Origin of the sequence: Vannielia litorea, assembly GCF_018424695.1 — a bacterium.
In the GTDB taxonomy this organism is placed as follows: Bacteria; Pseudomonadota; Alphaproteobacteria; order Rhodobacterales; family Rhodobacteraceae; genus Vannielia; species Vannielia litorea_A.
Window position 1 is genome coordinate 1 of record NZ_QTNQ01000099.1, and the last position, 12,397, is coordinate 12,397.

14 protein-coding genes are annotated in these 12,397 nt (G+C 67.1%); 3 read left to right on the forward strand and 11 right to left on the reverse strand.

What is annotated here, in order from left to right; all coding sequences use genetic code 11:
* Positions 1-77: 77 nt before the first annotated feature.
* Positions 78-1,265, reverse strand: a complete 1,188-nt coding sequence (locus DYI42_RS20945; protein ID WP_213548677.1) for an aminotransferase class I/II-fold pyridoxal phosphate-dependent enzyme — start codon at positions 1,263-1,265, stop codon at positions 78-80.
* 185 nt (positions 1,266-1,450) lie between these two features.
* On the reverse strand, positions 1,451-2,776 hold the full coding sequence (locus DYI42_RS20950) for an amidase (RefSeq protein WP_213548693.1): 1,326 nt from the start codon (positions 2,774-2,776) through the stop codon (positions 1,451-1,453).
* A 43-nt stretch (positions 2,777-2,819) separates the two neighbouring features.
* Here DYI42_RS20950 and DYI42_RS20955 point away from each other — a divergent pair, with 43 nt between their 5' ends.
* A complete protein-coding gene (locus DYI42_RS20955) occupies positions 2,820-4,079 on the forward strand; it encodes a UbiH/UbiF/VisC/COQ6 family ubiquinone biosynthesis hydroxylase (RefSeq protein ID WP_213548680.1) in 1,260 nt (419 codons plus the stop codon).
* 78 nt (positions 4,080-4,157) lie between these two features.
* Here DYI42_RS20955 and DYI42_RS20960 read toward each other — a convergent pair whose 3' ends face one another.
* From DYI42_RS20960 to DYI42_RS20990, 7 genes are read right to left on the reverse strand one after another with little or no spacing between them, the layout of a single operon-like run.
* Positions 4,158-4,358, reverse strand: a complete 201-nt coding sequence (locus DYI42_RS20960; RefSeq protein ID WP_213548681.1) for a Trm112 family protein — start codon at positions 4,356-4,358, stop codon at positions 4,158-4,160.
* Positions 4,355-5,011 (reverse strand): LON peptidase substrate-binding domain-containing protein, encoded by a 657-nt coding sequence (locus DYI42_RS20965; protein WP_213548686.1) that lies wholly within the window; start codon positions 5,009-5,011, stop codon positions 4,355-4,357. Before DYI42_RS20965 ends, DYI42_RS20960 begins: the two co-directional genes overlap by 4 nt.
* Before the next feature lie 27 nt (positions 5,012-5,038).
* On the reverse strand, positions 5,039-5,956 hold the full coding sequence (trxA, locus tag DYI42_RS20970; RefSeq protein ID WP_213548694.1) for a thioredoxin: 918 nt from the start codon (positions 5,954-5,956) through the stop codon (positions 5,039-5,041).
* Between the two features lie 39 nt (positions 5,957-5,995).
* Entirely contained in the window at positions 5,996-6,307 is a 312-nt protein-coding gene (locus tag DYI42_RS20975; protein WP_244868065.1) for a hypothetical protein, read from the reverse strand.
* The gene (locus DYI42_RS20980) at positions 6,291-7,334 is read right to left on the reverse strand and encodes a hypothetical protein (RefSeq protein ID WP_244868066.1); all 1,044 of its coding nucleotides are present in this window, start codon (positions 7,332-7,334) and stop codon (positions 6,291-6,293) included. The genes DYI42_RS20975 and DYI42_RS20980 overlap by 17 nt, the downstream gene beginning before the upstream one ends.
* Entirely contained in the window at positions 7,331-7,732 is a 402-nt protein-coding gene (locus tag DYI42_RS20985; RefSeq protein ID WP_213548687.1) for a hypothetical protein, read from the reverse strand. The genes DYI42_RS20980 and DYI42_RS20985 overlap by 4 nt, the downstream gene beginning before the upstream one ends.
* Positions 7,729-9,216, reverse strand: coding sequence for an FAD-binding oxidoreductase (locus tag DYI42_RS20990; protein ID WP_213548688.1), 1,488 nt, complete (start codon positions 9,214-9,216; stop codon positions 7,729-7,731). The genes DYI42_RS20985 and DYI42_RS20990 overlap by 4 nt, the downstream gene beginning before the upstream one ends.
* A gap of 88 nt (positions 9,217-9,304) precedes the next feature.
* Here DYI42_RS20990 and DYI42_RS20995 point away from each other — a divergent pair, with 88 nt between their 5' ends.
* A complete protein-coding gene (locus tag DYI42_RS20995) occupies positions 9,305-9,934 on the forward strand; it encodes a GDSL-type esterase/lipase family protein (protein ID WP_342344710.1) in 630 nt (209 codons plus the stop codon).
* Between the two features lie 262 nt (positions 9,935-10,196).
* Here the strand turns inward: DYI42_RS20995 and DYI42_RS21000 are convergent, their stop codons facing one another.
* A complete protein-coding gene (locus tag DYI42_RS21000; RefSeq protein WP_213548690.1) occupies positions 10,197-10,985 on the reverse strand; it encodes an exodeoxyribonuclease III in 789 nt (262 codons plus the stop codon).
* A 92-nt stretch (positions 10,986-11,077) separates the two neighbouring features.
* Between DYI42_RS21000 and DYI42_RS21005 the strand changes: the two genes are divergently transcribed.
* Positions 11,078-12,046 carry a hypothetical protein gene (locus DYI42_RS21005; protein WP_213548691.1) on the forward strand — a complete coding sequence of 323 codons (969 nt, stop codon included), beginning with the start codon at positions 11,078-11,080 and terminating at the stop codon, positions 12,044-12,046.
* 48 nt (positions 12,047-12,094) lie between these two features.
* On the opposite strand, the gene DYI42_RS21010 is transcribed toward DYI42_RS21005, so the two are convergent.
* A complete protein-coding gene (locus DYI42_RS21010) occupies positions 12,095-12,295 on the reverse strand; it encodes an alpha/beta fold hydrolase (RefSeq protein WP_213548692.1) in 201 nt (66 codons plus the stop codon).
* Positions 12,296-12,397 lie beyond the last annotated feature (102 nt).

Here is a 12,397-nt window from a genome sequence, read left to right on the forward strand (position 1 = left end):
TGCCGCCTGCATGGCGCTGTCGAACAGCGGGTCACGGTGTTTTGCCTGATATGCCATCTTGTCCCTCGTCCTGATCCTCAACCTGCGAGGCAGTCGCGGAGCCGCGTGAGGCCCGCCTGCAACTCGTCTGTATCTTTCGTTACCATCGCCACGCGGATGTAGCCCGCGCCGGGGTTGTCCCCGTTTACCTCGCGCCCGAGGTAGGCCCCCGGCAGCACCTTCACCCCGGTGTCGCGCCAGAGCTTCACGGTGGCCTGCTCGCTGTCATCCACCTTGAGCCAGAGGAAAAAGCCGCCCTGTGGGGGCACGTAGCCGGGCCAGGTGGCGAAGATCTCGTCGGCAATCGCGTATTTTTCGCGGTAGAGCGCGCGACTTTCTTCCACGTGGGCTTCATCCGTCCAGGCCATTTGCGCCACCTGCTGGAGCGGCAGGGGCATCGGCGCGCCGGCATAGGCGCGCAGCTGCTTGATGGCGCGCAGGTTGTCGGGGCCGGAGGCGACGAAGCCCGAGCGCAGGCCGGGGAGGTTGGAGCGTTTGGAGAGCGAGTGGAAGCTGACGATCTTCTCCGGGTCGGCGCCCAGCTCTGCGGCGATTTGGAGAACGCCCGGGGGCGGCGCGTCGCGGTAGATTTCGGAGTAGCACTCATCGGCGCAGATGCGGAAGCCGTAGCCCTCGGCCATGCCGATCAGCTCTTGCCAGTAAAGCGCATCGGCCACCGCGCCCTGCGGGTTGGAGGGCGAGCAGATGTATGCAATTTCGGCGCGGGCGAGCACGTCTTCGGGCAGGGCGGCGAAATCGGGGAGGAAGCCGGTTTCGGCCGTTGCGGGCACCAGCACGGGCTCGGCCCCGGCGGCGGCGGCGGCCACGGCATAGACCTGGTAGAACGGATTGGGGATGAGCACGGTGGGCGTGTCGCCATTGGCCGCGCGCTCGGGGCAGAGGGCGAGGCAGGCGTTGAACAACCCCTCGCGGGTGCCGTTGAGCGCCATCACCTGGGATTCGGGGTCGAGCGTGACGCCGTAGCGGCGGTGCAGCCAGCCGGTTATGGCGGCCTTCAGCTCGGGCGTGCCATCGTTCGGCGGGTATTTGGCAAATCCTTCAACCGCTTGCGCGATGATCGGCGCGACGAATCCGGGCAGGCCGTGGCGCGGTTCACCGATTGTCATATCCACCACCTCCCCTCCCGGCGCGATGCCGTGGAGGAGCTTCCGCAAACGCGGAAAGGCGTAATCTGGCAGGTTCGAGAACCGCTCTGGAAAGGTCATCTTGTGTGTACGTTACTGCCTCGGGTGCAGGGTCTTTGCCCCGCTTTTGAGGGTAGAGTAGGCCGTGGGGAGGGCCCCCGTCCAGCGAAACCGTTGCATTTTGGTCCGGGTCGGGCGGGAATTGTGGCATTTGAGTCAAACGGTTGCCGGGGTAACGAATTTTCGTACGAAAATTCGGGGCCGGGTCAGGCCAGCGCGCGCTCGGCTGCGGCGCCCAGCCGGAGCAGCCGCTCTTCGCCCAATGGCGTGCCCATCAGCATGAGGCCGGTGGAGGGCAGGCCAGTGGGCAGGGTGAGCGCGGGCAGGCCCATGAGGTTGCCGATGCGGGTGTTACGTAGGGCCAGCAGGTTTTCGGCGGTGAAGAGGGTTTCATCCTCCAGAACGGCCTGCTGTTTGGGGGGCATATTGGCGACCGAGGGGATCAGCACCGCGTCGTAGCCCGCCGTGGCGCGCGCCCATTCCGCGCGCAGGCGGTGGAGGCGGTGCCATGCGGCGATGTTTTCATGCGCAGGCACGTCCTTGCCGCCCCGGAAGCGGGTGAGCACGGGGGGATACATCTTTTCGGGGGCGGCCTCGATCTCTTCCATCCACGTGGCATAGGCCTCGGGGGCGTAGAGCGGGCCGGAGAGGGCGAGGGCATCGGCGACGAAGGGCAACGCACGGCGCTGCACCAACGCGCCTGCCCCCTGAAGGCGCTGGACGGCGCTGTTGAACCCTGCGGAGGATTGGCCGGAGAGATCATCGAGCGCGACGGTTTCGAGCACCATCAGCCGGGTGCCGCGCAGGGTTGCACCGCGCAGATCGGCTGCGCGGCCTGCCTCCATCACCGCGAGAAGCTGGGCGGCATCCTCGACGGTGCGGGTGAGCGGGCCGATGGTGTCAAAGCTGGTGCAAAGTGGCACGGTGCCGGTGAGCGGCAGGCGGCCCGAGGTGGTTTTGAGGCCAACCAGATCATTCCAGGCCGCGGGGGTGCGGACGGAACCACCGGTATCGGAGCCGATGCCCGCCGCGGCCAGCCCGAAGGCCACGGAGGTGGCCGCGCCGGAGGAGGAGCCGCCAGACACGGCGTCATGGTCGTTCACGCAGGGCGGCGAGGCGGTGGAGGGGTTGAGGCCGAGGCCGGAGAAGGCCAGCTCTGTCTGGTGGGTCTTGCCAAGGCAGACCAGCCCGGCGGCGGAGGCGCGGGCCAGCACCAGCGCGTCGCGGGTGGGTGTGCGGCCTTCGAGCAGCTTCGAGCCGCTTTCGGTGGCCACGCCTGCGGTGTCGAAGAGATCTTTCCAGGAGATCGGGACGCCATCGAGCAGGCCGCGCCGGGTGCCTGCCTTGGCGCGGGCCTCGGCGGCCCCGGCCTCGGCCAACGCGCGGGGGCGGGTGACTCTGGCGTAGATGCGGGGGCCATAGGCATGCGCGTCGATCGCGTCGAGCATGGCCTCGGTCAGCGCCAGTGGCGAAATCTCACCGCGCCCGATTGCCCGTCCGAGGTCGGATGCCGATTTGCCCTGCCAGTCCATATGCGTCTCCTTCGTTGCGGCGACGGTAGCGACGCCGCGCCCCATGGACAATCCCGCCGAGCGGGCCATAGTCCGCCTCATGTTTGATGCGGATGTAGTCATCGCGGGCGGGGCGCTCACAGGGGCGTCGCTGGCACTGGCCTTGGCGAAGGGCGGTGCGCGGGTGGTGGTGGTGGACCGGCTGCCAGCGGGCGCGCAGGTGTCGCCCGATTTTGACGGGCGGGCCTATGCGCTGGCCTTGGCCTCGCAGCGGCTCTTCCGGGCGCTTGGTGTCTGGGAGGCTGTGGCCGAGCAGGCGCAGCCGATCCTCCATGTGAAGACCGGAGACGGGCGCCCCGGCGAGGGGCCGCTTGGGGGCTTCCTGCACCTCGATCACGGCGAGATCGACGAAGGCCCGATGGGTTACATGATCGAAGACCGGCACCTGCGGCCCGCGCTTATGGCGGCGCTGGCGCAGGCCGAGGGTGTGACGGTGCTGGCGGGCGAGGAGATCGTGGCGCAGGAGGTGCATCCGGGCAATGTGGCGGTGACGCTTGGCTCTGGGCGGGTGCTGCGGGGTGCGCTGCTGGCAGGCGCAGACGGGCGCGGTTCACCCACCGCGCGGCGGGCCGGGATTGCGCGGCGCGACAGCGACTATGGCCAGACGGCGCTGACCTGCGCGGTGGCCCATGAGCTGCCCCACGGGGGCGTGGCGCATCAGTTCTTCATGCCGTCGGGGCCGCTCGCGATCTTGCCGCTGCCGGGGAAACGGAGTTCGATTGTCTGGTCGGAGCGGCGGGAGAGGGCCGAGGAATTGGCGAAGGCCGATGACGAGGCGTTTCTGGCGGCGCTGAGGCCGGTGTTCGGAGATTTCCTCGGCGAGATCCGGCTGGAAGGTGTGCGCTTTGCCTATCCGCTGAACCTCACGGTGGCGGAGCGGATCGTGGCCGAGCGGGTGGCGCTTGTGGGTGATGCGGCGCAGGGGATTCATCCGATTGCGGGGCAAGGTCTGAACCAGGGTCTGCGGGATGTGGCCACGCTGGCCGAGGTGGTGACGGAGGCGCGGCGGCGCGGGGAGGATTGTGGATCTTCCCTTGTGCTGGAGCGGCATCGGGCGTGGCGCAGCTTTGACCGGACCGCGCTGACGCTGGCGACCGACGGGTTCAACCGCCTGTTCTCGAATGACAATCCGCTGTTGCGAGCGGCGCGGGATTTGGGCGTGTCTGCCGTGGCGGCGCTGCCGGATGTGCGGCGGCGGTTCATCCGCGAGGCGGCGGGGCTGACGGGAGATTTGCCGCGGTTGTTGCAGGGGAAGGCGCTGTAGGCTGGGTGCGCCATGAATCCGCACCCTATGGTGGAGCGAAAGCCGATCCGGGCCGTGCGGGCGCTTCGTTCGAATGCCTTAGTCGTCCAGCCTGCGGGCCTCGTCCACCAGCATGATCGGGATGCCGTCGCGGATCGGGAAGGCCAGCCGGGCGCGCTCGGAGATCAGCTCTCCGGCCTCGGCGTCATAGCGCAGCACGCCCTGGGTTTCGGGGCAGACGAGCGCCTCCAGTACGTGCCGCTCGACGCCGGAGTGGGCGGTGATCTCGGTGTCGCTCATTGCAGCCTTTCCTCGCCGTCCTCGCGGCTGCGCAGGGCAAACTCGATCAGCGTGACGAGGGTTTCGCGCCGGGTTTCGAGCGAGGGGGCCTCGAGCAGCGCCTGTTTGTCCTCAACCTCGAAGGGGCAGAGCATGGAGAGCGAGTTGATGAGCAGCTCGTCGTCGGCATCCTCCAGGCTGTCCCAATCGGTGGAGAGACCCTGCGCCTCGAAGTAGCGGCAGAGCTTGGGCATGAAGGTGGCGCGGTTGAAGCCCTTGTCGTGCTCGGGTTGGCCGAGGTCACGATCAAACCCTTTCCAGCAGGGTTTGACGCGGCGATAGGGCGTGAAGCCGTCAATCGCCTCCTGAATGCGGAAGCGGGAGATGCCGGTGAGGGTGACCATGTAGCGGCCATCCTCGGTTTCGGAAAACCCGGTGAGCCGCCCGGCGCAGCCGATCTTTTGCAGCCTGTCCGGCCCGCAGCCGCAGTTCTTGGGGCCTTCGCAGGGCTGGACCATGCCGATCAGCCGCGAGGAGGTCTTCAGCGCATCATCGAGCATGGCGAGGTAGCGCGGCTCGAAGATGTGCAGCGGCAGCCGCGCGCGCGGCAGCAGAAGCGCCCCGGGCAGCGGGAAAATCGGGATCGTTTCGGGAAGATCGCCTGAGTGCATCATGGCCATCAAGGTAGGCCGCGCCGCGCGTCAGGCAAATATCATCGAAGAGAGCTTGCGGCGGCCCTTGAGCACCACCGGGTCCTGCGGCTTCAGCGCATCGAAGATGGTGAAGAGCTGGGTCTTGGCAGCCGCGTCGTTCCACTCGCGATCCCGGCGGAAGAGTTCCAGCAGCTGGTCCACGGCGGCCTCGGTATCCCCATTGGCGTGGAGCGCGGTGGCAAGGTCGAACCGGGCCTGATGGTTGTCGGGGTCGGCCTCGACGGCGGCACTCAGTTCGGCAACAGGGCCGGCGCTCTCGGCCTGTTTCAGCAGGTCGATCTGGGCGCGGGCGGCCTCGACCTCGGCGCTGGAGGCGACGGCCTCGGGCGCGTTGGCCAGCAACCCCTCGGCCTGTTCCACCTGCCCGGCCGCGATATAGGCGCGGATCAACCCGCCGTAGGCCTGCGCATTCTCGGCCTCTTCCTCGAGCACCCCGGCAAACACTTCGGCGGCATCCGCGGCGGCGCCCTCCTCCAGCATTTCCTCGGCGGCGGCGAGCGCATCGGCCAGCCCGCCGTCGGCCTCGGGGGCGAGCGCGGCGACTTTGGCCACGAATTCCTTCAATTGGCTTTCGGGCAATGCGCCCTGGAAGCCATCGACCGGCTGGCCCTGGAAGAAGGCATAGACGGTGGGGATGGACTGGATGCGGAGCTGCCCGGCGATGCCCTGGTTCTTGTCGACATCGACCTTGGCCATCTTGACCTTGCCCTTCTGGGCGGTCACCGCCGCTTCAAGCATCGGGCCGAGGGTTTTGCAGGGGCCGCACCAGGTGGCCCAGAAATCGACGATCACCGGCACCTCTTGCGAGGCCTCGATGACCTCTTTCATGAAGTCGGCTTCGTTCACGTCCTTGATCAGGTCGCCTGCGGGGGTGGTTTCGGTGTTGCCTTGGCCGAGTTCGATCATCGGGGCCTCCATCATCTGTTGCTGGGGTAGATGGAGCACTCAGCCCTTGTTTGCAAGGGCCCCGGGCAGGGGAAGGCATCCGGTGAGCCCGGCGGGGAGCACCAGCAGGGCACCGGCGGCATAGAGGCGGGCGGCGAAATCGGGCGTGTCGGACTTGAGGGTAACGGTGGCGGGGCCTGCGGAGATGACGGCGGCATCGGACGGCAGGGCGGCTATGAAGCCCTCGGAGGGGAACATCACCACTGCCGCCGGGGCCGCGTCGGAGAAGCGCATCACCAGCGCCATGGTTGCGACCCATGCGACGAAGATCAGCGGGGCGATGAGCGCGGCGCGCTTAATAATCGTGGACATGCTCCACCGTAGCCGCGTTGTCGCGCAGGAAGCCAGCCAGCGCGGGCACCTTCATCAGCACCAGCGAGCGGGTATCGCCGTAGCCCTGCCTGCCCCGAGAATAGAGCGCACCGGGGAGGGGCGCGTCTGCCACGGCCGTCAGCATGATGTCGTCGTTGCCCGCGATCTCCACGAACTCGACACCGCGCGCGGCCATTTCCTTTATCAGACCGGTCAGCTCGCGGTAGCGCGGGGTTTCCAGCACCAGCCCCTCGGGGCCGGTTTCGATAATCTCGACGCCCTCCAGACCGGCCACCTGTTCCGGCGTGGCCTGCACCACCATGCGCAGCCGCAGCGCGTCGGCGCCGACCCCGGCCACGGCCTGTTCGATCACCCCGGCGTAGGCGGATTTGGCGGAGAACTCGAGGCCCAGCGCAAGCCGCCGCTCGTTGTCGCGGGGCGTGTCCTCGGAGGCGGCGGCCTGCTCGGCAATGTCGGCCTTGAAATCCCATTTGTACCACGGGGTTTGCTGGAGAAACTCGGCATAGTCGCGGGCCTGCCGGGCAGAGATGTCATCCAGCGTGGAATGCTCCGGCCCCCGCCGCCAGGTGTAAAACCGCCCGATGGTTTCCTCGTAGGCGGCCTTCAGCATCAGCTCGGCGGTGAAGCTGACGCCGATGACGTAGATTGTCTGTTTGGTCGTCCAGTCGAAGCCGCCATGGGGCGGAGAGGCCTCGGACAGGGCGCAGAGCGAGCCCCAGAAGCCCCCCACGGCGTTCAGGTAGCCGAAATCATGCGGGTCACCCTCGGTGATGACCTCTGCGTAATCGTCATAGGCATGGACGATGTGCCACTCAGGGTAGGTCATCAATGTGCGGCCCTCGGGGCGGCGCCACGCCTCTGGCAGCAGCGGCTCGTAGGGCTCGGCGATGACGGGGGTGCCCCGGCAGGCGACCTCGACATAGGCCACCGGCGAGAGCAGCGCGATGAGCAGCAGCACGTCCACCACGAGCAGCCGCTTGAGCCATTTCCAGAGCCAGCGGATCATCTGCGATCCAGGAAAAGGCCAGCGAAGAGGGCAAAGCCGCCGAGGCCGATGTGGGGCAGATTGGCGAGGATCTTGAAGCCGAAGGGCAGATCGAGCACGCCGTTGGTGAAGATGCCCATGTCGAGGTAACCGGAGCCGAAGGCGAGGCCCATCGCGCCATCGGCGAGGTAGAGCGCGCCGAAGAGAAGGAGGAAGATGCGCGAGGCGCGGTGCGAGGTGAGCGCCGCGCCCAGCGCCCAGAGGGCGGAAACGAGGTGCAGCGCATCATCGAAGATATCCAGCTCGAAGATGCCAAAGGCGAGGCCGGTGCTGTCGGTGATGCCGGGGATGTAGTTGAGCGCGGCGGCCCCGAGGAGGGCGATGAAATAGCCGAAGGCGATGAGGCGGAGAAGTGTCATAGCAGGCCCAGGTAGCTGTCCCAAAGGTTGTTCCGGAGCAGCAGCCCCGGGTCGATCTCGCGCTTGGCGGCGGCGAATTCTTGCGCCCGGGGGTAGGCCACCATGAGCTGGTCGAGCGTGGCGTGGGGCCGGTAGGGCAGGTAGTAGGCGCCGCCGATGGCGTTGATGCCTTCGATCAGGCTGCGGGTCATGCGGGCCATGTCGGCCTCGCCTCGCGCGGTTATCTCCTGGGAGAAGGACATCACGGCGGCGATGCGAGGCACGCGGGCGTAGGAGAGCCAGCTTGTGCTGTCGGTGTCGACGAAGCGGAGGGTGACGTTGAGGAATTCTTGGTAGCTGGCGGGGATCACATCGCGGCAGACCTGGAGGAAATCGGAGAAGCGGTCGAAGGGCACGAAATACTCGTGGAGAATGTCGGTGCGGTGCTCGTCGCCATCGTCCAGCGTGACGACCGGCTCGTTCATCAGCGCGTTGCGGTTGGCCGCGCCCGCCATGAGGGGGGCGAAGCGTGCCTCCGTCCACCAGCGAAAGCGCTTCATCCGCTCGTTGCCAAGCTGCCAGCGGTAGAGCCTTGCGGCGGCGCGAGAGGTGAAGCCCGAGGCGTATTCGGCGGGCGGAATCTCGGTGCTTTCCGGGTCTTCGCTGTATGTGATGAGCAGAGCCTCGGAGAGGAAGTCGGCGCGGCCCACGTTGAGACGGCCATAGGCCATGGGGATGCGCGCGTTGTCCACCGCGTCGCGGAAGGCGGGGGCGAAGGCCTCGGCGTCCATCCGGCGGAAGGTGGGGATAAGGCGCTGGTTGGGCACCATATCCACCACTATCTCGGTGATGAGGCCGATGAGCCCGTAGCCGCCCATTGCCATGGCAAACAGGTCCGGGTTTTCGCTGCGGCTGGCGGTGATGAGCTCGCCGTCGGGCAGCACCATCTGCATTGAGCGCACGGTGGAGCCCATGGGGCCGTAAGGCACCGGCCAGCCGTGGGCGTTGACGCTGAAGGTGGCGGCGAGGCCGAAGTCGGAGTTGGATTGCATGACGGCGGGGCCGAAGCCCTGCGGATCGAGCGCGGCGATCACCTCGTACCAGCGGGCCCCGGCATGGGCGCGGTAAGTGCTGGCGGCGCTATCCAGCTCCACGAAAGGGTTGCGATAGCTGATCGCTGTGCCCTCGCGCGGAATGGCCTGGCCGCCCATGGAGTGCCGCGCGGCCCCGAGGTTGACGGGGCGGCCCTCGGCGGCGGCCTCCTTCAGCTCGGCCCGGAGTTTGGCCACCAGAGCCTCGCCCGGGTCATCGGTGAGGATCACATGCTTGGCCACGGGCGTTTGGGAGAGGCCGGAGGCGTCGTTCATGGTGTTTACCGCGCCCTCTGGTGCGATGGAGCGGGTGCCCGCAAGCACCGGCACATCGCTCTTCAGCCACTTCGCGCCTGCCACCCCGGCGGCGGCGCCCGCGCCAAACACCACGGCCCTGCGGCCCAACTTGCCCATCACGCACCCTCGCTTTTCGCCCATCCTGCCCGTGGACAGCGCCGGGGGAAACGGAAAAGCTGAGGAGGCATCAGGTGAGGAGACAACCGTGGCACAAAGGATTCTCTGTTTCGGCGACAGCAATACCCACGGCACGCCGCCGATCGAAGCACGCGGCGTCCACGCGCGCTTCGGGCCCGAGGTGCGCTGGCCCTGCGTGATGGCGGCGTCGCTGGGAGAGGTGGGCCTCGTTGAAGAGGGGCTGCCAGGGCGGACAACACAACACGACGACCCCGTGATGGGTGCCTTCATGAATGCGCGCCCTGCCCTGCGGATAGCGCTGAGGAGCCACGCGCCGCTGGACCGGATGGTGCTGATGCTGGGCACGAACGACTGCAAGGCGCGGTTTCAGCCCTCGGCAGAAAGAATCGCGGCCGGGATTGCCGGACTGCTAGATATAGCTGTGAGCGAGGAGGAGGCCATGCGGCACCCCGGGCTACGGGTGACGCTCGTCGCGCCCCCGTCCCCGACAGAGGCCGGGGCCTTCGCGGCAGAATTTGCCGGGGCGGACGAGGTCGGCCCAAAGCTGGCGCCTGCCTTGCGGGCGCTGGCAGAGATGCGGGGCCTGGATTTCTTTGACGCGGGCGCGGTGATCTCGGTGAGCCGGGTGGATGGCATTCATATCGAGGCGGAAGATCACATCGCCCTGGGCAAGGCGCTGGCGGTGCATCTGTCGTAGGTTCGCCGCGCCTTCGCGCGTCGACCGGGGCCTCGCTTCGCTCGGCGGGAACAAGCCTCATCGACTGGGCCTATCCTCGCCGGCGGCTCGGGCCGCGGGGCATCACCCAAAAAGATTTGAGGCCTCCGGCGGGAGATACTTGAAGCAAGAAAATGGACAATTTGACTCAAACTTTAGCCGCCCCTGTTCATTTTCTTGCTTTAAATATCTCCACGGGGGTGTGGGGGTGTGAACCCCCCACGGCCCAACGGCTAGTCCCGCGCTACAGATCGAAGTCCGCGAAGACCGGGGCGTGATCCGACGGTTTTTCCCAGCCGCGCACCGGGCGCAGGATGCGGCTCGAGTGGCCGGCGCCCGCAATGTCGGGCGTGGCCCAAATGTGATCGAGTCGGCGGCCCTTGTCGGCGGCGTCCCAGTCTTTCGCCCGGTAGCTCCACCAGCTGTAGAGCAGGCCCTCGGGGATGTCCTTGCGGGTGATATCGACCCACTTGCCCGCGTCCTGCGTGGCGCCCAGGGCCTCCACCTCTACGGGGGTATGGCTGACGATCTTCAGCAGTTTCTTGTGATCCCAGACGTCATCTTCGCGCGGCGCGATGTTGAGATCGCCGACCAGGATGCTCTTTTCCGGCGCGTCGGCGTGGAAGGCATCACGCATCTCGGCGAGATAATCGAGCTTCTGGCCGAACTTCTCGTTCACCTCGCGGTCGGGCACGTCGCCGCCGGCGGGAACGTAGAAGTTGTGGATGGTGACGCCGTTCTCGAGCCGCCCGGCGATGTGGCGGGCGTGTCCGAGCTTGGCGTAATCGGCGGCGCCAGCCTCTTCCATCGGCAGCTTCGAGAGAATCGCCACGCCGTTGTAGCCCTTCTGCCCGCGGGCGACCATGTGGGTGTAGCCCAGCGCCTGGAAGATCTCGACCGGGATCTTGTCGACCGGGCTTTTGCACTCCTGCAGGCAGAGCACATCGGGCCCCTCCTCGCGCATCAGCCGCGCCACGAGGTCGGCGCGCAGCCGCACCGAGTTGATGTTCCATGTTGCCAGTGAAAATGCCATGCCCGCCTCCGTTGTTCCGGGTCGGGATAGCGCGGGGGACGCCGGGTTTCCACCCCTTGCCCTGCCGCTGCTGACAGCGCAGGCTCGCAGGCATGAAACAGCTCCTTGTCGCCGCCCTCCTTGCCCTTGCCGCCCTTCCCGCCCGGGCCGAAGCCCCGCCGCAGGGGAGCTTCATGTTGGGCAGCTTCATCTGGCCCGAACATGTGCTGCCGCGCTCGGTGGTGCTCACCTTCGAGGGCGAACGAATGACGCTGGAGTTCGTCCATCCCATCCCGCTCGATTACGAGGCCTGCGACCGGGAGGGCATTTGCGAGACAAGGGTACAGGCGGCCACGGCAACCGCGCGGATCGACGCCGGAAAACTGGTGCTGGATCGCTTCAAGATCGACAGGGCGGCGGCCATCGAGCCCTCCACCGAAACCCACCTGGGCATGCCGCAGGACGCCGTTTACACCAACTTCGCCATCAGTTTTCTCCAGATGGCCCGCTTTGCCCCAAGCGACCACGGGTTCACCCTGAACAGCGCTGGCACGACACTGGAGTTTTTCGAGGTGCGCGGTGACGACGCTTTGGCGATTGCCGCCCTGCCGGTGATCTTCGAGCAATCCATTGCGCAGATGGCGGGCTGCGAGGTGCGGGCGCTGGCGCCGTTGCTGGCCAAGGACGCGCCCACGGACAGAGAGGCGCGGTTTCAGCGCGTGGTGCGCGGCTTCGGCACGTCACTGGACTACGATTTTGCTGCCCGCCGTGCGGCACCGAGGATGGCGGCGCCGACCGAGGCTCAGATGGTGCAGGCCGCGAAGTTGAGGGCGGCATTCCGGTTGCCAAGCATGGTTGCCGCGATCTTTCCCACTCCGGCAGAGGGCGGGCTCGCAGAGTTCCGGGCACGGATCGGGATGAAGATGTTCGACGAAGATGCCGAAGCCTTCGATGCCGCGGTGGCCGCCTATGGTGAGGCGCTGCCCGACATGATTGCCTTCCTTCGCCACGTGCGCACGGTCTCCGAGAGGCTGTCCGTGGAGGCCATTTGCGCAGACCCGTCGCTGGGCTTCATGGACTGACGACAGCGACCGGGCGGCAAACAAAACATGGAATGCGCCGCAAGGCGCTCAATTGGATTGCGTCTCCATCCAGGCGAGCGCGTCCTTCAGCGCGGCCATGAAGGCGGCGGGGTCTTCGATCTGCGGGATATGGCCGAGGCCGTCTAGCTTCCAGAGGCGCGCGCCCGGCACCAGCGCGACCAGCTTCTCGCCCTGGGCCAGCGGAGTTGCGGTGTCTTCCACGCCCCAGAGGTGGCCCACCTGTGCCACGAGGGCCCCCCGAGTCTCACTGAGTGACTTGGCTCTCGCGCTGGCCACGGCGTGGCGGCAACATGAGGAGTGCGTCGTAGTGATTTGAATTATTTGGATAAA

What these genes read in the sequence shown, in the direction of transcription:
- DYI42_RS20990 (WP_213548688.1), bottom strand. Translation starts at nt 9,216, where the DNA reads ATGGGCAAGTTGGGCCGCAGGGCCGTGGTGTTTGGCGCGGGCGCCGCC.
- DYI42_RS20975 (WP_244868065.1), bottom strand. Translation starts at nt 6,307, where the DNA reads ATGTCCACGATTATTAAGCGCGCCGCGCTCATCGCCCCGCTGATCTTC.
- DYI42_RS20980 (WP_244868066.1), bottom strand. Translation starts at nt 7,334, where the DNA reads ATGATCCGCTGGCTCTGGAAATGGCTCAAGCGGCTGCTCGTGGTGGAC.
- DYI42_RS20955 (WP_213548680.1), top strand. Translation starts at nt 2,820, where the DNA reads ATGGACAATCCCGCCGAGCGGGCCATAGTCCGCCTCATGTTTGATGCG.
- DYI42_RS20950 (WP_213548693.1), bottom strand. Translation starts at nt 2,776, where the DNA reads ATGGACTGGCAGGGCAAATCGGCATCCGACCTCGGACGGGCAATCGGG.
- DYI42_RS20945 (WP_213548677.1), bottom strand. Translation starts at nt 1,265, where the DNA reads ATGACCTTTCCAGAGCGGTTCTCGAACCTGCCAGATTACGCCTTTCCG.
- DYI42_RS20985 (WP_213548687.1), bottom strand. Translation starts at nt 7,732, where the DNA reads ATGACACTTCTCCGCCTCATCGCCTTCGGCTATTTCATCGCCCTCCTC.
- DYI42_RS20960 (WP_213548681.1), bottom strand. Translation starts at nt 4,358, where the DNA reads ATGAGCGACACCGAGATCACCGCCCACTCCGGCGTCGAGCGGCACGTA.
- DYI42_RS21005 (WP_213548691.1), top strand. Translation starts at nt 11,078, where the DNA reads ATGAAACAGCTCCTTGTCGCCGCCCTCCTTGCCCTTGCCGCCCTTCCC.
- trxA (WP_213548694.1), bottom strand. Translation starts at nt 5,956, where the DNA reads ATGATCGAACTCGGCCAAGGCAACACCGAAACCACCCCCGCAGGCGAC.
- DYI42_RS21000 (WP_213548690.1), bottom strand. Translation starts at nt 10,985, where the DNA reads ATGGCATTTTCACTGGCAACATGGAACATCAACTCGGTGCGGCTGCGC.
- DYI42_RS20965 (WP_213548686.1), bottom strand. Translation starts at nt 5,011, where the DNA reads ATGATGCACTCAGGCGATCTTCCCGAAACGATCCCGATTTTCCCGCTG.